This is a genomic window from Actinomadura sp. NPDC048955 (assembly GCF_040649435.1).
Classification (GTDB): Bacteria; Actinomycetota; Actinomycetes; order Streptosporangiales; family Streptosporangiaceae; genus Spirillospora; species Spirillospora luteofluorescens.
Genome location: NZ_JBEZJI010000034.1, coordinates 65,794 through 85,760, shown reverse-complemented (window position 1 = coordinate 85,760; position 19,967 = coordinate 65,794). Strand labels below are relative to the sequence as shown.

The following is a 19,967-nucleotide window of genomic DNA, read 5'->3' as shown; positions in this document are numbered from 1 at the left end:
CGAGCCGATGCCCCTGTCGTGTTCGGACAATCGAGGAGCCCGCCATGATGCGAAGCGCACAATGGGGGGAGAGAGGAGAACGCATGATCAGCGTGAGCGGCCTGGTCGACGCGCTGGGCCCGGGCCTGCTGCGCCTGGTCGCGCCCGGCCGCGACGCGCAGGTGCACGACGTCGTCCTGGCCGAACCCGGCGAGGCCGCCGGGCAGCCGGGAGAGATCGTCCTCGGCGCCGGGGTGGCGGACCCGGACGCCGCCGTCGCGCTCCTGGAACGCGCCGGCGCGGCGGGGGCGAGCGGCGTCGTGTTCAAGTCGCCCCTCGCCGGCGCCGCCGAGGTGACCGCCGCCGCGCGCCGCCTCGGACCGGCCCTCGTCGAACTGCAGCGGGACGCGTCCTGGACGCACGTCATCTGGCTGGTGCGCGGCGCCGTCGACCGCGCCCACGCCCCGCTCCCCGGACCGTCCGGCCCGCGGGACGACCTGTTCGCCCTGGCCGACACGGCCGCCGAGATCGCCGACGCCCCGGTGACGCTGGAGGACGCGCGCTCCCGCGTCCTCGCCTACTCCGGCCGCCAGGACAGCACCGACCCGGCCCGCGTCTCCACGATCGTCGGCCGCCGCGTCCCGCCGCAGGTCATCGCCCATCTGCGCGCCTCCGGGGTGTTCCGCAAGCTGGCCCGGTCGAGCGACCCGGTCCTCGTCCCCGCCGGCCCGGACGGCATGCTGCCCCGCCTCGTCATCCCCGTCCGCGCCGGCGGCGAGTGGCTCGGCTCGATCTGGGTCGTGGCGCGCACGGCGATCTCTCCCGACCGCGTCCGGCGCCTGGCCGACCTGGCGTCCGTCCTGGCCCTGCACCTGCTCCGCCTCCGGGCCGAGGCCGGAGTCGCGCGCCGCCTCACGGCGGACCAGGTGCGCGCCGCCCTCCAGGACGGCTCCCGGCCCGTCCCCGCTCCGCCGCCCTGGCGCGTGATCGCGCTCGGGAACCGGGGCGGGACCGAGGACGTCCGCCGGCGCCTCGACCTCTGGGACGCGATCACCCGCCGCTACGGCTGGCACCGCCCCCTCCTCACCGACCTCGCCGGCACGATCTTCGCGGTCCTGGCGGAACCGGGACGCGACACCGCCGAGTCCGGAACGATGCCCTGGCTGCGCCACGTCCTCACCCGCGCACGCGCCCACGACCGCACCCTGTACGCGGCGGCGGGCGGCCCCGCCCACTCCCCCGCCGACCTGCTCCGCTCCCGCACCGAAGCGTCCGAGCTCGCGTCCCTCGTCGAGTCCGGCGGCCTCGCCCCCGGCACCGTCCTCCTGGAGGACGCCTGGGACGCCGTGGTCGTCGAACGCGCCCGCAAGGCAGTCGGCACCGACCCGCTGGGCGGCCCCCTCCCCGCCCTACGCGCCCACGACGACGAACACGGAACGTCCTACCTCCCGACCCTCGCCGCCTGGCTGGACCACTACGGCGACCCCAAGGGAACCGCCCAGGCTTTGGCCGTCCACCCCAACACCCTCCGCCATCGCCTACGCCGCATGAACGAGGTGACCGCGGTAGACCTCTCTACCCCCCACCGCCGCCTAGCCCTCCGCCTCCAACTCGCCGCCCTCGAAGCCCGGCCATAGCCCGCGAGTCCGTTCCTCAGCCGACGGCGCGCTCCACGTAGGGGCGCAAGGCCTTGCGCAACTTGGCCGCGTGCGGTTCCTGCCCGATGGAGGCCCGGTCGTCGAGCTCGACGCTCCCCGGGCACGCCGCGTCGCCGGGCACCGTGAAGCGGCCCAGCGGCCTGGCGGTCCTCGCCTCGTAGATCTCGAAGACGTAGGAGGCCTTCAGGAGCGAGATCTTGGTCGTGCCCCGAGCCCCCGTGCGCCCCGACAGCCGCCAGTCCAACCGCGCGACGGACTCGGGAAGGTACTCGCAGACCCGCGTCTCCTGTGCCGTCTCCTGGTAGCCGCAGGCGACGAGCTGGACCCGGGGCTTCGCGCCGGCATCGCTCCCGCCATCGTCCGCCGTCCAGCCTGAAGGGAACTCGCCGGCGTCCTCGCCGGTGTTGGCGTTCACGAACAGCAGCCTCACCGCGTGGGGGCCCTTGCCCCGGTAAGGCCCGGCGATCTCCTTGAAATACGTGTCGGCCCGCGCCCTGCCGCCCGGTTCGGTTGGGCAGAACATGTCCATGGTGTGCGGGGAGGGCGGCTCCGGAGGAGGCGGATCGGCCAGCATGCCGACGACCCCGACACCACCGAAGACCGCGACGATGCCGATGCCGAACGTCCACCATGCGATCCGATCCGACCTTCGCATGCCCACGATTCTGGACGATCGGCCCGCACTCCTCCACCGGGCCGCGCCTCCGCGCCTTTCCTTCCGGTAGCAATTCCATGATCTTCGCCCGCGTTCGCGCTTGCCCGTGCCAGGGGAGAGCTTGGAACGAACGGGGGAAAAACTCATGATCATAATCAGTTCATCGGAAACGGCGCGGAGGAGGACGGTCGGCCGGTTCTGCCGTGCCGCCGCGCTTCTCGCGGGCCTGGTCGCCACCGGAGTGGCGGCGCCCGGCGGGACCGCCACGGCCGCGGGCCCGGAGCGCCCGCGGGCGGCGGCATCGCAGACCAGAGCCGGGACGCAGCGGCTTCCGGTCAAGGCGATCGAGAAGATACTGCAAGCCGACGGGCAGGTGAGCAAAAGCGGAGTTCTCGAAGTCGACATCGACCGCAAGGACCTCCATGTCATCGGGGGCAATCCCCCGGTGAGATTCAAGGACGGCTTCCAGCTTCAGCACGAGTTGTTCTTCCAGTCGCTCGGGCGCGGAAAGGCGATCCTCAACGGCGATCTGACCCTGCGTCCCCAGGAGATCCAGCCGGTCATCGACGCGTTCATCGCCCACGGGCTGACGTTCCAGGCGCAGCACCAGCACCTGTATGACATGCGGCCGATGGTGTGGTTCGTGCACTTCCGTGCGATCGGTGACCCGATCCGGCTGGCCGGCGCCGCGCGCGCCGTCATCGGCAAGACGTCCACGCCGCTGCCGCAGCACTCGCCGCCGCATCCCAGGACCCCGCTTCCCGTGCGGAAGCTGGAGAGGGTCCTCGGCGGCGACGCGACGGTCGGGGAGAACGGGATCGTCACGGTGACCGTGCGGCGCACCGACAAGATCAGGCTCGGCGGTGTGGTCGTCGATCCGGACCTCGGGGTGTCCACCAACATCCAGTTCCAGCCGCTCGGGCGGGGCAGGGCGGCGGTCATCCCCGACTTCTCGATGACGGCGAGCGAGACGCAACCGGTCATCTCGGTCATGCGTCGCCATCGCTGGGAAGTGGGGTGCCTCTACAACCAGGAGACCGACGAGCACCCGCAGCTGTACTTCTCGCACATGTACCGCGTCGGCGACCCTGTCGAACTCGCCCGGCAGATCCGCGAAGGACTCGACCGGACGGCGGCCAAGCGCGCCTGACCCGCGGCCCACGGCATTCACGCTGAGGTGCGGCCGGCGGAAACCCTCGCCGGCCGCGCCCTCAGCGCGCCAGATGCTCTCTCAGGCCGGGTGGCCAGGCCTCGATGTCCCGGTTCACCAGCGACTCGGCGTGCTCAGGATCCCCTTCCACCCGGAACAGCACGATCCGTCCCTCCGGCTCCGGGGCGGCCACGGTACGGTGCGCGATCTGCGATGCGTCGAACGGGAAGTCCCAGTGCACCAGCCGGCCGTACACGCGGCCGTCGGCCACCAGTTCGGATCGCCACACCCACCGGGTCCGCGGGCTGCGCACCACCGCACGGAGCAGGAAGCTTCCCTGGTGCGTCCATCCCGGATCGTCCACGATCACGGCCGAACCCGTCCGCAGCCGCAGCGGCTGCGTGGTGGCCTCGGCCAGAGCCTCCCGCAGATCCTCGTCCGCGACGGTGATCCGGTCGAGCAGCGCTGCCGCCTCCACGGCGTCCACCTGGCCGTACACGTCGTAGAACGAACCCGTGAGGCCCCTGGCGAGCGCGGGATGCAGCGCCGGGACCTCGGCCGCCTCCCGGAACACGCCCCGCTTGGCGTCCCAGGGCACCGGACCGGCACCACTGATCAGGCACTCCCAGTGGGATCGCGGCATCTGGGATGCCAGCGCGGTGAAGACCTGCGACACCTCGGCCGATTCGAAGTAGTCGACCCAGAGCCCGTACTCGGCCGACTCGGCCACCGGGCCCGGGCCGTGCGTCAGCATCGCGGCGAGCTGGCGCACGACCCAGTTCTGGAGGACGTGGTCACCGTCCGACCAGCACATTCGCAGGTACACCAGGATCCCGTAGGACGGGAACCGCTGGTGCAGAAGGACCCAGACGGCCGCACTCTCGGCATCCGTCTCAAGTTCCAGGTCGTGCGGGTCGAACTGGTCGCCGGCGGCCACGGACTCCAGCGCTTGATCCACCCCGGCGTCGACCTGGGGCCGGTCCAGCCCGATGCCCGCGAGTTCCCGGTCCCAGCCGGGGGTCCCGATCGGCGGCGGAGGTGATGTCGGCTCTGACATCCCGCAACTCTAGGGTGCCGTCCGCGCGGCGGCAGGACCGTGCGGTGGGCGCAGGCGCCGGAGGGGCGGGGATCGGTGGCCGCGGGCCGGTGCGACGCCGCGGGGACGCGCAACGAATAGCGCGCAGCAGGCGGAAAGACGCAACGAAACGCCAGCTCAGAGCAAGGTTGACGCATTGGATTGCGCGTGGCTGGTTCTTAGGCTTTCGCTGAGTCGTTCGCCCTTCGGATGTCCTTGGAGACACGTATGACCGTCATGCCGGCGATGGAGCCGACCGCCGTCCGGACCGCGCTGCGGCGGCACTACCTGATGTGCCGTCCGGACCACTTCGCCGTCACCTACGCGATCAACCCGTGGATGGACCCGGTGGCCGGCGCCGAGGCGGCGAAGGCCGTGGCGCAGTGGGAGGAGCTGCGGGCGGCGTACGTCGCGCTCGGGCACGAGGTGAGCCTCATCGACCCCATCGAGGGGCTGCCCGACATGGTGTTCGCGGCCAACGGGGCGCTGGTGGTCGGCGGGCGCGTGTACGGGGCGAAGTTCACGCATCCGGAGCGGTACGCCGAAGGGCCCGCCTACGCCAGGTGGATGCTGGAGAACGGGTTCTCCGAGGTGCTGGAGCCGCAGCACACGAACGAGGGCGAGGGCGACTTCCTCACGCTCGACCACGTCATCCTGGCCGGGACGGGGTTCCGGACGGAGATCGCCGCACACCAGGAGGCGCAGGAGTTCCTCGGCCGCCCGGTGGTGACGCTGCGGCTCGTCGACCCGCGCTTCTACCACCTGGACACGGCGCTGTTCCCCCTCGGCGGCGACAACGTGGCGTACTTCCCCGGCGCGTTCTCCCCCGGGAGCCGGGCGGTGCTGGAGCGGCTGTTCCCGGACGCGGTCCTCGCGAGCGAGGCGGACGCGGCGGTGCTCGGGCTCAACGCCGTGTGCGACGGGCGCAACGTCGTCATCAACGCCGAGGCGCTCGGGCTGATCGACACGCTCCGAGTGCACGGGTACGAGCCGCTGCCGGTCGACCTGTCGGAGCTGCGCAAGGCGGGCGGCGGCCCGAAGTGCTGCACCCTGGAACTCCGCTCCTAGTCGGCCAGGGCCAGTGCCTGTCTCGAAGGGGCCTCGCCCCCGCGCGAACGCGTGAGCTGCCCGGCGGAGCGAAGCCGGAGGCGAGCGGAGCCGGGCAGATCGCGAAGCGATGCCGCGTTCGCCAAGGCCCGGTCGCGCAGCGAGCCGCTAGGCGAGCGAAGAGGGCCGGGACTTCGAGACGCGGCGGCGGGCGAGGGTGCGGGTGCGGAGGACGCCTGCGACGCCGATCGCCCAGATGCCGATCTGGACGGTCCAGGCCGCCCGGAACGCTCCAGGCGTGAACTCGCCTCCGGGTGACAGGGCGTCCAGGACGAACCCGATCAGCAGGATCGTGACGAGTGAGGCGACGAAGCCGCCGATGTTGACGATGCCGGTGGCGGTGCCCTGCCGTCCGGGCGGGTTGAACGTCCGGGCGTAGTCGAAGCCGATCATCGAGCCGGGGCTGCCGGGCGCGACGCACAGCACGAGCAGGACCAGCAGCCAGGGCGGCGCGGGCGGCGGCACGGCGAGGACGGCCGCCCACGCCGTCGCGTTGAGGGCGACGATGCCGAGGACGAGCCAGGACCGGCGCAGCGGGTAGCGGGCGACGAGACGTCCGATGAACGGGCCGGACACGACGTTGACCAGCACGAACAGCGTCAGCAGGGTCGAGGCGGTCGCGGGGCGCAGGCCCTGCCCGGACACCAGGTACGGGAAGCCCCACATCAGCGCGAAGGTGTTGGACGAGAACTGCGTGACGAAGTGCGACCAGAAGCCGAGGCGCGTGCCGGGGTGGCGGAACGCCTCGACGAGGTTGGTGCCGGTCTCGCGCAGGGACGGGACGTCCGCGCGGGCGGGGCCCCCGCGCAGGACGGCGACGGCGAGCACCGCCATGAGGGCGCCGAGCGCGGCGGCGGAGCCGAACGCGGTGCCCCAGCCGGGGCCGTGCAGGAGGGCGACCAGGGGGATCGCGCTGAGCACCTGGCCGAGCTGTCCGAGCTGCCCGGTGAGCTGCGTCACGACCGGGACGTAGCGTCCTGGGAACCAGGTCGCGACGATGCCGAGGACGCTGATGAACGTCATGGCGTCTCCGGCGCCGACCATCACGCGGGCGGCGACGGCCGTCCCGACGCCGGTGGAGACGGCCATGAGCGCCTGGCCGCCGGCCATGAGCAGCGCGCCGCCGGCGACCATCCAGCGCGGGCCGACGCGGTCGAGCAGGAGTCCGACGGGGATCTGCAGGCCCGCGTACACGAGCAGTTGCAGGACGGTGAAGGACGCGAGGATCCCGGCGGACGCGTCGAACCGGTGCACCGCGTCCAGGCCGGCGACGCCGAAGGACGTCCGGTGCAGTACCGCCACGGCGTAGGCGAGGACGCCGACGCTCCACAGCACCCACGCCATGGGGGCGGGCTTCTGACGGGCAGGGGTTTTCTGGGGAGTTTGGGCGGTCTGCACGTTCACCCAATGTATGTCACGCCCGTGGGCGTCATGACCGGCGGGGCTTCGCGCGCAGGTGCATTCGCTCACCCTGCGGGCCGAACAGGCTGAGCACCTCGACCGGCCCGCCCGCGCCGCCGAACCAGTGCGGGAGCCGGGTGTCGAACTCGGCCGCCTCCCCCGGTTCCAGCACCATCTCGCGCCCGGCGAGGTGCAGGCGCAGGCGCCCGTTCAGCACGTAGAGCCACTCGTAGCCCCCGTGGGTGCGCGGCTCGGGCGGCGGGATCCGCTCGGGCACGACCATCTTGAACGCCTGGACGCCGCCGGGCCGCCGGGTCAGCGGCAGCACGACCATGTCGTGCATCCGCAGCGGCCGCGGCCTGATCCGCGGGTCGCCGACGGCCGGGGCGCCGACCAGCTCGTCCAGCGGGACCTGGTGGGCCTGGGCGAGCGGGAGCAGCAGTTCCAGGCTCGGCCGCCGCTTGCCCGACTCCAGCCGCGACAGCGTGCTGACCGAGATGCCGGTGGCCTCCGCGAGCGCGGTGAGCGTGACGTTCCGCTCCTGCCGCAGCCTGCGGAGCCTCGGCCCGACCCCGGCCAGGACCTCCTCGGTCGTCTCCATGCCCTCATTGCAGGATCGGCAAAGAGGTTTGTCAAATCCGGAAGGCGTCGCGCACGCTCGGGGCATGACCGAACGAGACGTACTGATCATCGGCGGCGGGCCGGCCGGGCTGAGCGGCGCCCTCGTCCTCGCCCGCGCCCGCCGCTCCGTCACCGTCGTCGACGCGGGCGAGCCGCGCAACGCCGGCGTCGACCACATGCACGGCTTCCTCACCCGGGACGGGATGCCGCCCGCCCGCCTGCTGGAGACCGGCCGCACCGAGGTGCGCGGCTACGGCGGCGAGATCGTCGAGGGGACGGTCGCCCGCGCCGAGGAGGGCTTCGTCCTCACCCTCGGCGACGGCACCCGGTTGCGGGGCCGCCGCCTGCTGGTCACCACGGGCGTGACCGACGTCCTTCCGGACGTCCCCGGCCTGCGGGAGCGGTGGGGCCACGAGGCGCAGATGTGCCCCTACTGCCATGGCTGGGAGGTCCGCGACCAGCGGATCGCCGTGCTGGGGACGTCGCCGAACTCCGTCCACCAGGCGCTGCTGCTGCGCCAGTGGTCGCCGGACGTGACGTTCGTCGCGGACACCCCGCCGGCGGGCGAGGACGCGGCGCGCCTGGCCGCGCGCGGCATCCCCGTCGCGCCGGGCGGGGTGCGGCGCGTCGTCGTCGAGGACGACCGGCTCACCGGGCTGGAGCTGGCGGACGGTTCGGTGCTCGGCTGCGACGCCGTGTTCCTCGCGCCGACGTGGGTTCCCAAGGCCGGGCCGCTGACCGACCTCGGCTGCGAGACCGGCGAGGACGGCTTCGTGAAGACCGACCCCACCGGGCGGACCAGCGTCCCCGGCGTGTGGGCGGCGGGCAACGTCGTCGTCCCGTCCGGCCAGGTCGTCATGGCGGCCGCGGCCGGGGCGATGGCCGCCGCGATGATCAACGCCGACCTAGTCGAGGAGGAGGTCACGCGAGGCCTCAGCGTCTCGAAGTCCCGGCCCACTTCGCTCGCCTAGCGGCTCGCTGCGTGACCGGGCCTTGGCGAACGCGGCATCGCTTCGCGATCTGCCCGGTTCCGCTCGCCTCCGGCTTCGCTCCACCGGGCAGTTCACGCGTTCGCGCGCTTGACCGAGGCCACTTCGAAACCCGTCCTAGGCTCGGGGTGTGACGGATGAGGAGGCGTGGCGGCGGGAGCGGGCGGTGCTGAATGCCGGGCGCGGGTGGTTCGGCGAGGTCGCGGACGGGCTGTACCCGGACGTGCCGCGCGTGGCGGGCACGCCGCTGCTCTGCCGGGACGCCTGGATCCCCGCGGCTCCGATCCCGCTGGAGGAGATCCGGCTGGAGTGGGAGGCCCGCCCCGTCCCGCCCGCGATCGCCGACCCGGACGACGGGCTCCCGGACGGGTACCGGACGTACGCGGAGGCCGTCGCCGCCCTCGCCCCGCCGAAGATGTTCGAGGACCGTCCGAGCTACCGGCTGGTCGCGGCCGGACCGCCGGTGCTCCGGCTCGGCCCCGCCCGCTACTTCGACGCCGTCAACGTGGGCGAGTCCGTGGCGCACGAGCTGGCCGCCGGGGTGGCCGGGCTGCCGTTGCGCGACCGGATCGGCGACCCGTGCGACCTGTCACGCAGGCCCGCGCTGCCCGCCGTCACCACGGTCACCGTGACGACGTCCGGGCGGTACGTCCTGCACCGGCGCGACGCCGCGAAGGTGGCGCACGCCGGAGGGCTCTACCAGGTGATGCCGGTCGGGGTGTTCCAGCCTCTCGGCGACGAGCCGCCTGATCTGTGGCAGTGCATGGTCCGCGAGTACGCCGAGGAGTTTCTCGGCGCCGACGAGGACTACGGCGACGACTTCGTCCAGGACGACTGGCCTTTTCACCAGGCGATGACCGCCGCCCGCGACGAGGGACGCCTCCGGGCGCACTTCCTGGGGCTCGGTGTGGACCCGCTGACGTTCGCGCTCGACCTGCTGACCGTCGTCGCCGTCGACGACGGGCTGTTCGGCGGGCTCTTCGGGGACCTCGTCGCGGTCAACGACGAGGGCGAGGTGTCGATGGCGCCGTTCGGCGGGCCCGTGCCCCGGCCGATGCAGCCGGCGGGAGCCGCCGCGCTGGGCCTGGCGCGGCGGCACCGGGCGGCCCTCGGGCTGTAGCGGCCTCATTCGCGGCAGAGCGAGCGCAGCTCGTCGAGCGCGTCCACCAGGTGGTCGATGATCTCCGAGGGGTCGGGGATGAGGTCGCGGCAGGCGACGATGCCGACGTCCACCTTCCCGTCGTAGGAGAACACGGTGATGTTCAGGCCGCCGCTGACGTCGGTGATGACCGAGATCGGGTAGTAGCCGAGCACCTTCGCACCGCCCAGGTACAGCGGGAACTGCGGGCCCGGCACGTTGGAGATGACCAGGTTGATCGGGCGCAGCGACACCACCGGCGCGGCCTGCAGCGCGAGCCGCGTGACCGCCGCGGCGAACGGTGCCGGGAGCAGCCCGCTCATCTCCCGCACCCAGCTGCCCGACGAGCCGGTGAACCGCCGCTTCGCCACGTCCATGTCGCGCTGGACGGCGGTGTACCGGTCGGCGGGGTCGGGCAGGTGCGTGGCGAGCGGCGTGGTCATGATCGAGACCTGGTTGCCCGGCTCCGCGGAGGCGCCCGCGCCGCGCCGCAGCGACACCGGCACGGCCGCGACCAGCGGGCGCTCGGGCAGCTCGCCGCGCTTGTCGAGCCACTGCCGCAGCGCCGTCGCGCACAGCGCCATGACCACGTCGTTGACGCTGCCGCCGAGGGCCCGGCGGATCTCCTTGATGTCGGCGAGCGGCAGCTCCCCGCACGCGACCGCGCGGCGCCGGCCGATCGGATGGTTGAACGGCGTCGGCGGCGCGCTGACCCTCGGCGCCCTCGGCACCTCCGGACGGCCCAGCGCCCCCTGCATCCACGACGACATCCGCCCGACGCCCGGGAGGGACGACAGGCCCGGGACCTCGTCCAGGTAGGGGGCGGTGCGCACCGCCGACACCGCCGACCGCACCGGATGCAGCGCGGTGCGGAGAAGTCCGGTGCCGAGCATGCTCGCCATGCCGGGGGCGCGGGCCGGGACGGTCTCGTCGGCGGGCAGGTCGCGGGGCTCGGGCGTCAGGTCGAGGAGGGCGGCGAGCGTCTCGGCGGCCATCACGCCGTCGATGGCCGCGTGGTGCACCTTCACGTAGACGGCGGTCCGGCCGCCGGCGAGGCCCTGGATGAGGACCATCTCCCACAGCGGGCGGGACCGGTCGAGCGGCTGCTCGTGCAGCATCGCGACCAGGTTGGCGAGCTGCCGGTCGCTGCCGGGCTCGGGCAGCCCGAACTCGGAGATGTGCCGCTCGGGCTCGAAGTCGGGGTCGTCCTCCCAGTACGGGTTGTCCAGGCCGAGCGGCACCTGGACGAGCCGCTGCCGCAGCGGCCGCGCCGCGAGGTGCGCGCGGGAGCGGATCAGCTCGGCGACGTGCGGGACGGTGAGCCGGCCGCCGGGGCACGTCCCGGGGTCGACGATGCCGAGCCCGGCGATGTGGGCATGGGTCGTCGCGTTCTCGGCATGGAGGAAGGTGGCGTCCACGGTGGTCAGCTGGGTCATGCTCTCTCGTCCGTCCGCTCGTCCTGCGCCGGCTTACTCTCTAGGAGTTATGCGCTGGAAGTCCGCAGGTCAATGAAGGCCGCCAGGAAGTAACAGCGACTTAACGGGACGTTTCACCCAGTTCATCGACCACTTTTCTCGGCGCTGGAGAACATTTGCCCGCGTCCCGACCTGATGTGGTCAGAAAACTTCACAAGGCTGATCAAGCAGGCAATCATCCACCGACGCAAAGATCATCGCACTAGGCTCGTACCCCATGACGGCACGACCACTCTCGGAGATCGTCGAAGCGGGATGGGCGGCCGCGCTGGCCCCCGTCGCCGGGACGATCGCCGCCGCGGGCGACTGGCTGCGCGCCGAGGTCGCCGCCGGGCGCCGCTACCTGCCCGCCGGGAACCACGTCCTGCGCGCCTTCACCCAGCCCTTCGACGACGTGCGCGTCCTCATCATGGGGCAGGACCCCTACCCGACGCCCGGCCACCCCGTCGGCCTCAGCTTCTCGGTCGCCCCCGACGTCCGGCCGCTGCCCGGCAGCCTCGTCAACATCTTCCGCGAGTACTGCGACGACCTCGGCCACCCGCAGCCGTCCAACGGCGACCTCACCCCGTGGACGCAGCAGGGCGTGTGCCTGCTCAACAGGTCGCTGACCGTCATGCCGGGCAAGCCGGGCTCGCACCGCGGCAAGGGCTGGGAGGAGGTCACCGAGCAGGCCATCCGAGCCCTCGCCGCCCGTGACCGCCCCCTCGTCGCCATCCTCTGGGGCCGCGACGCCCGCAACCTCAAGCCGCTGCTCGGCCGCGTGCCCTGCGTCGAGTCCGCACACCCGAGCCCCATGTCGGCCGACCGCGGCTTCTTCGGCTCCCGCCCCTTCTCCCGCGCCAACCACCTCCTGGAACAGCAAGGCGCCCAGCCCCTCGACTGGAAGTTGGGTTAGCCCAGGGGGCGACCCGGTGACACAACGCGGGTCGAGTGGCCGGAAGGCGCTCTAGGCGCCTGGAGGTCGCACGGCCCGTCGAGCCGGGCGACCGCAGCGCCACGACGAAGACCCGCACGGGCACGGCAACCCGCACCGTGGCGTGAGGATCGCCCGGCTCGTGACGGGGGTTCCAGGGGGTCGCCCCCCTGGGAAGACGAGGCCTACTTCACTCGTGCGGGAGCTTTCGGAGGAAGAGGGCGAATTCGCCGGCGCCCTCGGTCGCGGCGTCCGGGGAGAGGGGCGTGAGGCGGCGCTCGCCGTGGCTCCAGTAGACGCCGGGGGCGCAGGGGTCGTCGGCGTTGGCGTGCATCTCGCGGACGACGTCGGCGAATATCGGCAGGACCTCGCGGACGGCCGTGGAGGTGATCGGGTACAGCAGCAGCGTGCTGTGGCAGGGGACGCCGACCAGTGCGCCGTGCTCGTTCTGCCTCGGCACGAACTGGTGGACCTCGCTCAGCAGAGCAGACACGTAGCGGCTGCCCGGCTTGCCGACGACGCGGACGTTGCGGCCCGGCAGGAGCGGCTGGTCGTGCACGGACACGTCGGCCAGCTCGCGGTCGTGGGTGTTCGTCATCACGTAGCCGAGCTTGTGCAGGCCGAGCAGGCCCGCGCGGGCCTTGGTGAGGGGGCCGCCGTAGCGGGGGTGCTCGATCATCACCATGGCGTCGAAGTGGTCGCCGGCGGGGACGACGACGAGGCCCTCGCGGTCGCGGGGGTCGAGCTTCGGCACGATGCGCAGGCGCAGCAGCTCGCGGACGTCGCCGAACAGCTCCATCTCGCCGACGGCGAGGAACGCGCGGTCGCCGACCTCGCGGACCCACTCGTCCACCACCTGCGGCCATGCCGAACGCGGCTCGCGGGCGCAGCGCTCCAGCACCGTCCAGCTGGAGGCGCGGGCCTCCGACCGGCCCACGGGCAGCACCACCTCGGAGGTGCCGTGATCGAACCAGGCGCTGGGCGCCAGGGCGGGCAGCACGTCGCGGATGAGCGCGTGCACGTCCGCCGCCGCGTCCAACGGTTCCATGGGGCTCATCCTCCCTCAGCCTTCGGCGGATCAGTTGCACACCCACCTTCTCAGAGTTGGGCCCGGTTGTGCGATGCATCGCGATCCCCGCCTCACACTCGCTGATCAGGAGTTGCTCAAGTACGGTGCCTACATGCGCGAACTCGTGTACCCACCGGTGATCAAGACGGCTCTCGGCGTGTTCAAGGCCCTGAACATCAGAATCCGTCTGGAAGGGACCGACCAGATCCCCGCCACCGGCGGCGCGGTGCTCGTCAGCAACCACGTCAGCTACCTCGACTTCATCTTCGCGGGCCTCGCCGCGCACCCCGCGGGCCGGCTGGTGCGGTTCATGGCGAAGAAGGAGATCTTCGACAACCGGATCGGCGGGCCGCTGATGCGCGGCATGCACCACATCCCGGTCGACCGCGACGCGGGCGCCTCCTCCTACGCGGCGGCGCTCAAGGCGCTGCGCGGCGGCGAGATCGTCGGGGTGTTCGCCGAGGCGACGATCAGCCGCTCGTTCACGGTGAAGGACATCAAGAGCGGCGCGGTGCGGATGGCGGTGGCGTCCAAGACGCCGCTCATCCCGGTCGCGCTCTGGGGCCCGCAGCGGATGTGGACCAAGGGCCGCAAGCGCCGCCTCCTCCAGCGCAACGTGCCCGTGACGATCATCGTCGGCGAGCCCATGTACCCCAAGCGCGGCGACGACTACGAGCAGGTCACCCGTGATCTGCACGCCCGGATGGCGGAGCTGCTGGAGAAGGCGCAGCGCGAGTACCCCGACGTCCCGCGCTCGGACGAGACGTGGTGGCAGCCCGCCTACCTCGGCGGCTCGGCGCCGACGCCGGAGGAGGCCGAGAAGCTCGACCTGGAGGAGGCCGAGGCGCGCAAGGCCGCCCACGCGGAGCGCGAGGCGACGCGCGAGGCCAAGGAGGGCGGCGGCTCCTGACCCGCGGGCCCGGCCCCCGCGTGCCCTGCTAATTCGGTGGACGCGGGGCGCCGCGGGGCGTGATCATCATTGCCATGACCATGTCGCAGGAGAGGCCGCAGGAGGTCCTGCATCTGATCGAGCCCCGGGAAGGCGCCGACGCGCCGGAGCCCGCGCTGCCCGTGGTCTTCAACCTGTCCGACAACAACTCCCCCGCCGACGTCATGGACGTCCTGTCGCTGCGCCCGTTCGCGTCGGGCGAGCAGCCCTGGTCGCGGTCGACACGGCTGGAGAACGTCCGGGCGGAGGCGCCGCTGCGCCCCGGCGACGCCAGGCTCGTGCGGGTCGCGCACGAGAAGGGCAAGGAGTCGGTGCTGGCCGAGGGCGACGGCTGGACGCTGCTGAGCAACCGGTGGAAGAGCGGCATCGCCTACGTCGCGGTGTCCGCCGTGACCGACGAGCTGGCCGAGACCGTCCTCGCGGCGTCGGTGAAGGACGCGACCGAGCCGCCGAAGGTGGACGAGACCAGCGTCGAGATGGGCTTCTGGCACATGGGGTCGCACGGCCCCGTCCGCAGCGAGCGCGCCATCACCGCCGACGCGTGGGAGGACATCCGGCGCAACTACACCGCGCCGGTCGCCGAGGCGCTCGACTCGGTGATGAAGCTCACCCGCGAGGAGGTCTCCGGGCGGCTGCTGCTCCTGCACGGCCCGCCCGGCACCGGCAAGACCACGGCGCTGCGTGCCCTCGCCCGCTCCTGGAACGACTGGTGCCAGTCCGACTGCGTCCTCGACCCCGAGGCGCTGTTCGGCACGCCGAGCTACCTGATGGAGGTCGCGGTCGGCGACGACGAGGACGAGAACCGCCGCTGGCGGCTGCTCATCCTGGAGGACTGCGACGAGCTGATCCGCGGCGAGGCCAAGCAGTCGACGGGCCAGGGCCTGTCGCGGCTGCTCAACCTCACCGACGGGATGCTCGGCCAGGGCCGGGACGTGCTGGTGGCCATCACCACCAACGAGGACCTCGCCATGCTGCACCCGGCGGTGGTCCGCCCCGGCCGCTGCCTCGCCCAGATCGAGGTGGGCCGGCTCACCCGCGCGGAGTCGCTGTCCTGGCTGGACGGCACGGGCGTGCCCGCCGCGGAGATCGGCGCCGACGGCGCGACGCTCGCCGAGCTCGCGGCGCTGCGCAAGGGCGAGAAGCGTCCCGAAGGTCAGGACGCTCCTTCCACCGCCACCGGCTTCTACCTCTAGGACGCCTTCCGCAGGGCCTGTTCGATGTCGGCCCAGAGGTCGTCCGGGTGTTCGAGGCCGACCGACAGGCGCACCGTTCCCTCGCCGATCCCGGCGGCGGTGAGGGACGCGGCGTCCAGCTGCCGGTGGGACGTGCTGGCCGGGTGCATGACGAGGGTCGCGATGTCGCCGAGCGACGGGCCCAGCGAGACCAGCTCGACGGCCTCGGAGAAGGTCCGGCCGGCGTCGCGGCCGCCGTTCAGCTCGAACGCCAGAACGCCGCCGTGACCGTCCGGCAGCAGCCTCCGGGCGATCTCGTGCTGCGGGTGGTCCTCCAGCCCCGGGTAGTGGACGCGGGTCACCGACGGGTGGCCGTCCAGGCGGCGGGCGATGTCGAGCGCGGACTCGCTCTGCCTGGCCACGCGCAGCGGCATGGTCGCGAGGCCCCGGACGGTCAGCCAGGAGGCGAACGGGTCGGGGGTGGAGCCCAGCTCGACGGCGTGCTCCCAGACCCGCCGGTGGACGGACGAGTCGGCGAAGACGGCGGCGCCGCCGATCGTGTCGCCGTGCCCGCCGAGGTACTTCGTCGTGGAGTGGACGACGATGTCGGCCCCGTGCTCGATGGGCCTGCACAGGAGCGGGACGAAGGTGTTGTCGACGACGGTCAGTACGCCCGTCCCGCGGACGGCCTCGGTGAACGCGGGCAGGTCCGTCACGTGGGTGGTGGGGTTGGCGACCGTCTCCAGGTAGAGGATCTTCGTGGTGTCGCGCAGGGCGTCGCGCACCTCGGCCGGGTCGTCGCCGGAGACGAAGGTGACCTCCACGCCCCAGCGCGCGGCGAGGTCCTGGAGCAGCGCGTGGGTGCCGCCGTAGAGGGCGGCCTGCGCGATGACGTGGTCGCCGCTGCGGAGCAGTCCCATCAGGACCGCGTTGATCGCACCCATGCCGGACCCGGTGGCGAGCGTTCCGGAGCCGCCTTCGAGTTCGGTGAGCGACTGCTCCAGGGCGCGGACGGTCGGGTTGGCCATCCGGGCGTAGAAGAACGCCTCGTCGGGGCCCTGGAACGCGGCGGCCAGCGCGTCGGAGGCGTCGAAGGAGAACAGGTGGCCCTGGTAGATCGGGACGCCGAGCGGGCGGCTGCCCTCGGGGACGATCACGGGCGGGTGGACGGCCCGGGTCTGCGGGTGATGTGCGGTCATGGTCCCAGCGTGCGGCGGGATCGGCCCGGCGGAAACGGCCAATCGCGACCAGTGGCCCGGTGCGCCCCCCGGCTCATGCTCGTGCTCGCACCGCGCCGGACCACCGATCCGGCCGGAGGGCCGGCTCCCGGGCCGGCCGGTACGGTATCGCCCGCCGGCTCGCCCACCCCGCAGGGGCGAACCGGCGGTCGAAGCCGTCCGGGCCGGGGAACAGAGAGCGGCGTCCCTCGACCGGAGACACGATCATCGCCCGCGGAGGGGCCCGCCCGCCATCCGGGGGATCACTGGCATTTCGCGGGGGCACCACGTACCGGCCGCCCGTCGTCCTACGGGGTGGCCCGGGCGAACAGCCTCCGGTACACGCGCCGCAGACCGTGGAGATCACTGACGGGCTCGGCGAACGGGAGCCGCACGTCGAACGACGACGGCGCGTCCGGCGGGGGCGCGGAGCAGCGCAGCCACATGCCGTACCGGTCGAGCCCGAGCGGCCGGACCGGCCCGGGCGGGACCGACCGCGGCAGCAGGCGCGGCAGCTCGCCGCGGTGGGCGGAGTCCAGATGCGTCAGTACGCCCGCCTCGACGGCGACGAACGGGTCGGGCGCGGCGGCCGCGTACTCCTCGGGCTCCAGGGTGGCGCTCCCCCAGGCGTCCTCGACCTCGACCTGGGCGGCTTCGAGGGCGAGGATCGTCCATTCGCGCCGGCCGTCCCGCTCGGCGCCGAGGTCGAGCAGTTCGGGACGCGGATGCGCGTGCGAGAGGCGCAGCGCGGCGGCGCGCGTCTCGCCGTCCGGCACCTCGCTCAGCCAGCCGTGCAGCCAGGCCCGGCCCCGGACGCGGTCCGGCAGCGGCACCGGGGCGACGTCGCTGATCCGCAGCGTGGCGGGCACGTCGTCCTCGCCGGCCAGGGCCGCCGCGATCGGCGCGTCCGCCCGGACGAGCAGCAGCGGCCTGCCGTCCCGGTCGGTGGTGTGCGCCGGGACGGGGGCGTAGGGGACGCCGGGTGCGACGAGCACGCCGTCCGCGACGCCGTAGGCGAGGGTCCGCGCGCGCTCCGCCGCCGTGGGGCCCTGGATGGTCTGCCTGGACTGCGTGGTCTCCGCTCGCGGCACCGTGCCTCCTTGACGTATCAGGTTAGGCTTACCTAACTTAGGCTTACCTAACCACCAAGGAGCGTGATGAACAACCCCCGTCCCAAGGTGCGGCTCTCGCGGGCCCTCGGCATCCCCCTGACGCCGAAGAGCGTGAAGTACTTCGAGGCCCGCCCCTACCCGCCCGGCGTGCACGGCCGCGCCCGCAAGCAGGAGAGCGACTACAAGGTCCGGCTCCGCGAGAAGCAGCGGCTCCGCGCGCAGTACGACATCCGCGAGGCGCAGCTCCGCAACGCCTTCGACAAGGCCGCCCGGACCGGCGGCAAGACCGGCGAGGCCCTGCTCGTCGACCTCGAACGCCGGCTGGACGCGCTCGTCCTGCGCGCCGGGTTCGCCAGGACGATCTACCAGGCCCGCCAGTTCGTGGTGCACCGCCACGTGCTGGTGAACGGCCGCCGCGTCGACCGCCCGTCCTACCGGCTGCGGCCCGGCGACGTCATCACGGTCGCCGAGCGGAGCCGCGCGATGGTCCCGTTCCAGGTGGCGGCTGCGGGCGGGCACGCCGCGGAGGTCCCGCCCTACCTGGAGGTCCGGCACGACGCGCTCGCCGCCCGGCTCGCCCGGCTGCCCGAGCGCGCGGAGATCCCGATCATCTGCGACGAGCAGCTCGTCGTCGAGTACTACTCCCGCTAGCGCAGGTCGCCGAGTTCCTCGCGGGCGGTGGTGCGCAGGACGCGCAGCGCGTCCACGAGGACGCGGCGCTGCTCCTCGGTGAGGGGGCCCGCGAAGTGCGCGCGGAGCGTCTCGGCGTGCACGCGCAGGGCCTCGTCCAGCTTCGCCGTCCCGGCCGGGGTCAGCGCCACGTTCTGGCGGCGCCGGTCGTCCGGGGCCGGCTCGCGGCGGACGAGCCCGGCCTCCTCCATGCGGTCGATGATGCGGGTCATGCCGCCGCTGGTCAGGATCAGCTCGCCGGCCAGCCCGCCCATCGACACCGCGCACTCCCCGCCCGCACGCGACAGCCTCAGCAGCACCTCGAAGACCGCGTGCCGGATGCCGCACCGGCGCTCCAGCTCGCGGCCCGCGATCCGCTCCAGCACCGACGCCGCGCCCAGCAGCGCGCCGAACTCGTGCACCAGCGCGTCCGGGACGGTCGTGCCCTGCCCATCCTGCTCCGTCACGATCGACATGATGCCCCGCCTCCGTCCCCGTGGCCCCGTCATCGGCACGACGCCGTCAACGGCATAACGCGCGAACGCCCCGCACGGCTTCCGTGCGGGGCGTTCGCTTCGCCGCCGGCGAGGCCGGACCTCGCGGCCTCAGTTCTTCGGCTTGCCGGTCTTCTCCGCCGCGGGCGACTTCGACGCGCCGCCGCTCGGAACCGTCGGCAGCTGGTTCTGCTGGTTCTGGTTCTGGTCGTTGACGCCCGACGCGTACTGCTTGGTGACCTTCCACGTCCCGTCGATCTTGGCGAGGGCGAGGCGGAGCAGCGTCGCGGGGGCCGCGGTCGCGCCGTCCTTGGTCCGGACGTCGATGTCGACCATGACGACGGCCGTGGCGAACCTGCCGTCCACGGTGCCCACGAAGACCTGGTTCGTCTTGGACGTCAGCGACAGCTCGGGGTTGTTCTTGAACGTCTCGCCGAGGCTCGGGAGCGTGGTGCTCTTGAAGCTCTCCAGCAGGTCGCCGCCCATGAGCTTCTGGGCCTTGCCCATCTGCGTCTGGTAGTTCTGCGCGTTGTAGTTGAGGGCCACGTCGCCGTAGGCGGACGCGACCTTGCTCACCGCGTCCCGCTCGTCCTGCTTGGACGACAGGGAGCTCGCGCTCGTCCACTGCCAGATCGCCAGGCTCGCCAGCAGGGCGACCAGGACGACCACCACGACCGCCTGCACCACGGTGAGACCGAAGATCCCCGGCCGCGCCTCCGAGGACGCCGCGGCACTCGGACGGGCCGGAGCCTTCTTCGGCGCCTCGACCTCTTCCTCCGCCTCGTCCTCCGGCGGTTCGAGGCGGGTCGGGCGCGGCCTGGGCTTGGCGGCCGGCTTGGCGGGCGCCTTCGCCGCGGGCTTCGCCGCCGGACGGGCCGGGGCCTCCTCGTCCGGGGCCTCCTCGTCTTCGGCGTCGAGCGCCTCCAGGACCTCGTCGAGGTCCTCGTCGTCGATGACCTCGATGACCCGCACCCGGCGCTTGCGCTTGGCGGCGGGCCGGGCGGGCCGCCGCGCGGCCTCCGGCTCGGCGGCCTCGGTCTCCTCGGGCGCCTCCTCGGCCGGGACCGCCTCGACCTCGTCGGACTCGCCCTTGGTGGTCTTGGCTGTCACTTCGGATACTCCTC

At 72.9% G+C, this 19,967-nt stretch carries 19 protein-coding genes; 9 read left to right on the top strand and 10 right to left on the bottom strand.

Annotated elements, in window-relative coordinates; all coding sequences use genetic code 11:
* The first annotated feature begins 83 nt into the window (after nt 1–83).
* The gene (locus tag AB0C84_RS28350) at nt 84–1,616 is read left to right on the top strand and encodes a helix-turn-helix domain-containing protein (RefSeq protein ID WP_361072338.1); all 1,533 of its coding nucleotides are present in this window, start codon (nt 84–86) and stop codon (nt 1,614–1,616) included.
* A gap of 16 nt (nt 1,617–1,632) precedes the next feature.
* On the opposite strand, the gene AB0C84_RS28345 is transcribed toward AB0C84_RS28350, so the two are convergent.
* On the bottom strand, nt 1,633–2,292 hold the full coding sequence (locus tag AB0C84_RS28345; protein ID WP_361072335.1) for a hypothetical protein: 660 nt from the start codon (nt 2,290–2,292) through the stop codon (nt 1,633–1,635).
* Between the two features lie 145 nt (nt 2,293–2,437).
* Here AB0C84_RS28345 and AB0C84_RS28340 point away from each other — a divergent pair, with 145 nt between their 5' ends.
* On the top strand, nt 2,438–3,442 hold the full coding sequence (locus AB0C84_RS28340) for a DUF1259 domain-containing protein (RefSeq protein WP_361072332.1): 1,005 nt from the start codon (nt 2,438–2,440) through the stop codon (nt 3,440–3,442).
* Nucleotides 3,443–3,503: 61 nt separating this feature from the next.
* Here AB0C84_RS28340 and AB0C84_RS28335 read toward each other — a convergent pair whose 3' ends face one another.
* The gene (locus AB0C84_RS28335; RefSeq protein ID WP_361072329.1) at nt 3,504–4,499 is read right to left on the bottom strand and encodes a hypothetical protein; all 996 of its coding nucleotides are present in this window, start codon (nt 4,497–4,499) and stop codon (nt 3,504–3,506) included.
* Nucleotides 4,500–4,745: 246 nt separating this feature from the next.
* On the opposite strand from AB0C84_RS28335, the gene ddaH reads away from it, so the two are divergent.
* On the top strand, nt 4,746–5,585 hold the full coding sequence (ddaH, locus tag AB0C84_RS28330) for a dimethylargininase (protein ID WP_361072326.1): 840 nt from the start codon (nt 4,746–4,748) through the stop codon (nt 5,583–5,585).
* Nucleotides 5,586–5,732: 147 nt separating this feature from the next.
* Here the strand turns inward: ddaH and AB0C84_RS28325 are convergent, their stop codons facing one another.
* Nucleotides 5,733–6,968, bottom strand: coding sequence for an MFS transporter (locus AB0C84_RS28325; RefSeq protein WP_361072323.1), 1,236 nt, complete (start codon nt 6,966–6,968; stop codon nt 5,733–5,735).
* Between the two features lie 85 nt (nt 6,969–7,053).
* Nucleotides 7,054–7,626, bottom strand: a complete 573-nt coding sequence (locus AB0C84_RS28320) for an XRE family transcriptional regulator (RefSeq protein WP_179846552.1) — start codon at nt 7,624–7,626, stop codon at nt 7,054–7,056.
* A 64-nt stretch (nt 7,627–7,690) separates the two neighbouring features.
* Between AB0C84_RS28320 and AB0C84_RS28315 the strand changes: the two genes are divergently transcribed.
* Both AB0C84_RS28315 and AB0C84_RS28310 read left to right on the top strand, forming a co-directional pair.
* Nucleotides 7,691–8,617 (top strand): NAD(P)/FAD-dependent oxidoreductase, encoded by a 927-nt coding sequence (locus AB0C84_RS28315; RefSeq protein ID WP_361072319.1) that lies wholly within the window; start codon nt 7,691–7,693, stop codon nt 8,615–8,617.
* A gap of 148 nt (nt 8,618–8,765) precedes the next feature.
* On the top strand, nt 8,766–9,755 hold the full coding sequence (locus AB0C84_RS28310) for a hypothetical protein (RefSeq protein WP_361072316.1): 990 nt from the start codon (nt 8,766–8,768) through the stop codon (nt 9,753–9,755).
* A gap of 5 nt (nt 9,756–9,760) precedes the next feature.
* Here AB0C84_RS28310 and AB0C84_RS28305 read toward each other — a convergent pair whose 3' ends face one another.
* Entirely contained in the window at nt 9,761–11,209 is a 1,449-nt protein-coding gene (locus tag AB0C84_RS28305; protein WP_361072313.1) for a wax ester/triacylglycerol synthase family O-acyltransferase, read from the bottom strand.
* Nucleotides 11,210–11,465: 256 nt separating this feature from the next.
* On the opposite strand from AB0C84_RS28305, the gene AB0C84_RS28300 reads away from it, so the two are divergent.
* Nucleotides 11,466–12,143, top strand: a complete 678-nt coding sequence (locus AB0C84_RS28300; RefSeq protein WP_361072310.1) for a uracil-DNA glycosylase — start codon at nt 11,466–11,468, stop codon at nt 12,141–12,143.
* 208 nt (nt 12,144–12,351) lie between these two features.
* Here the strand turns inward: AB0C84_RS28300 and AB0C84_RS28295 are convergent, their stop codons facing one another.
* A complete protein-coding gene (locus tag AB0C84_RS28295; RefSeq protein ID WP_361072307.1) occupies nt 12,352–13,209 on the bottom strand; it encodes a hypothetical protein in 858 nt (285 codons plus the stop codon).
* Nucleotides 13,210–13,342: 133 nt separating this feature from the next.
* Here AB0C84_RS28295 and AB0C84_RS28290 point away from each other — a divergent pair, with 133 nt between their 5' ends.
* A complete protein-coding gene (locus AB0C84_RS28290) occupies nt 13,343–14,140 on the top strand; it encodes a lysophospholipid acyltransferase family protein (RefSeq protein ID WP_179846546.1) in 798 nt (265 codons plus the stop codon).
* 74 nt (nt 14,141–14,214) lie between these two features.
* Entirely contained in the window at nt 14,215–15,372 is a 1,158-nt protein-coding gene (locus tag AB0C84_RS28285) for a DUF5925 domain-containing protein (RefSeq protein ID WP_312879464.1), read from the top strand.
* Here the strand turns inward: AB0C84_RS28285 and AB0C84_RS28280 are convergent.
* Together AB0C84_RS28280 and AB0C84_RS28275 are read right to left on the bottom strand one after the other, a co-directional pair.
* Nucleotides 15,369–16,550: an aminotransferase class I/II-fold pyridoxal phosphate-dependent enzyme gene (locus AB0C84_RS28280; protein ID WP_361072302.1), complete on the bottom strand. Its 1,182-nt coding sequence runs from the start codon at nt 16,548–16,550 to the stop codon at nt 15,369–15,371. The two genes, AB0C84_RS28285 and AB0C84_RS28280, sit on opposite strands and share 4 nt — an antisense overlap.
* A 326-nt stretch (nt 16,551–16,876) precedes the next feature.
* Entirely contained in the window at nt 16,877–17,659 is a 783-nt protein-coding gene (locus tag AB0C84_RS28275) for a DUF2470 domain-containing protein (protein WP_361072299.1), read from the bottom strand.
* Between the two features lie 66 nt (nt 17,660–17,725).
* On the opposite strand from AB0C84_RS28275, the gene rpsD reads away from it, so the two are divergent.
* Nucleotides 17,726–18,331 (top strand): 30S ribosomal protein S4, encoded by a 606-nt coding sequence (gene rpsD / locus AB0C84_RS28270; RefSeq protein WP_339155156.1) that lies wholly within the window; start codon nt 17,726–17,728, stop codon nt 18,329–18,331.
* On the opposite strand, the gene AB0C84_RS28265 is transcribed toward rpsD, so the two are convergent.
* Both AB0C84_RS28265 and AB0C84_RS28260 read right to left on the bottom strand, forming a co-directional pair.
* Complete coding sequence (locus tag AB0C84_RS28265) at nt 18,328–18,816, bottom strand: MarR family transcriptional regulator (protein ID WP_361072295.1); 489 nt, start codon at nt 18,814–18,816, stop codon at nt 18,328–18,330. The two genes, rpsD and AB0C84_RS28265, sit on opposite strands and share 4 nt — an antisense overlap.
* A 138-nt stretch (nt 18,817–18,954) precedes the next feature.
* The gene (locus AB0C84_RS28260; RefSeq protein ID WP_361072292.1) at nt 18,955–19,953 is read right to left on the bottom strand and encodes a hypothetical protein; all 999 of its coding nucleotides are present in this window, start codon (nt 19,951–19,953) and stop codon (nt 18,955–18,957) included.
* Nucleotides 19,954–19,967: the final 14 nt, after the last annotated feature.

Excerpts from the sequence above, each read along its gene's own strand:
- AB0C84_RS28350 (WP_361072338.1), top strand. The coding sequence starts at position 84 with ATGATCAGCGTGAGCGGCCTGGTCGACGCGCTGGGCCCGGGCCTGCTG.
- AB0C84_RS28345 (WP_361072335.1), bottom strand. The coding sequence starts at position 2,292 with ATGCGAAGGTCGGATCGGATCGCATGGTGGACGTTCGGCATCGGCATC.
- AB0C84_RS28340 (WP_361072332.1), top strand. The coding sequence starts at position 2,438 with ATGATCATAATCAGTTCATCGGAAACGGCGCGGAGGAGGACGGTCGGC.
- AB0C84_RS28335 (WP_361072329.1), bottom strand. The coding sequence starts at position 4,499 with ATGTCAGAGCCGACATCACCTCCGCCGCCGATCGGGACCCCCGGCTGG.
- ddaH (WP_361072326.1), top strand. The coding sequence starts at position 4,746 with ATGACCGTCATGCCGGCGATGGAGCCGACCGCCGTCCGGACCGCGCTG.
- AB0C84_RS28325 (WP_361072323.1), bottom strand. The coding sequence starts at position 6,968 with ATGGCGTGGGTGCTGTGGAGCGTCGGCGTCCTCGCCTACGCCGTGGCG.
- AB0C84_RS28320 (WP_179846552.1), bottom strand. The coding sequence starts at position 7,626 with ATGGAGACGACCGAGGAGGTCCTGGCCGGGGTCGGGCCGAGGCTCCGC.
- AB0C84_RS28315 (WP_361072319.1), top strand. The coding sequence starts at position 7,691 with ATGACCGAACGAGACGTACTGATCATCGGCGGCGGGCCGGCCGGGCTG.
- AB0C84_RS28305 (WP_361072313.1), bottom strand. The coding sequence starts at position 11,209 with ATGACCCAGCTGACCACCGTGGACGCCACCTTCCTCCATGCCGAGAAC.
- AB0C84_RS28300 (WP_361072310.1), top strand. The coding sequence starts at position 11,466 with ATGACGGCACGACCACTCTCGGAGATCGTCGAAGCGGGATGGGCGGCC.
- AB0C84_RS28295 (WP_361072307.1), bottom strand. The coding sequence starts at position 13,209 with ATGGAACCGTTGGACGCGGCGGCGGACGTGCACGCGCTCATCCGCGAC.
- AB0C84_RS28290 (WP_179846546.1), top strand. The coding sequence starts at position 13,343 with ATGCGCGAACTCGTGTACCCACCGGTGATCAAGACGGCTCTCGGCGTG.
- AB0C84_RS28285 (WP_312879464.1), top strand. The coding sequence starts at position 14,215 with ATGACCATGTCGCAGGAGAGGCCGCAGGAGGTCCTGCATCTGATCGAG.
- AB0C84_RS28280 (WP_361072302.1), bottom strand. The coding sequence starts at position 16,550 with ATGACCGCACATCACCCGCAGACCCGGGCCGTCCACCCGCCCGTGATC.
- rpsD (WP_339155156.1), top strand. The coding sequence starts at position 17,726 with ATGAACAACCCCCGTCCCAAGGTGCGGCTCTCGCGGGCCCTCGGCATC.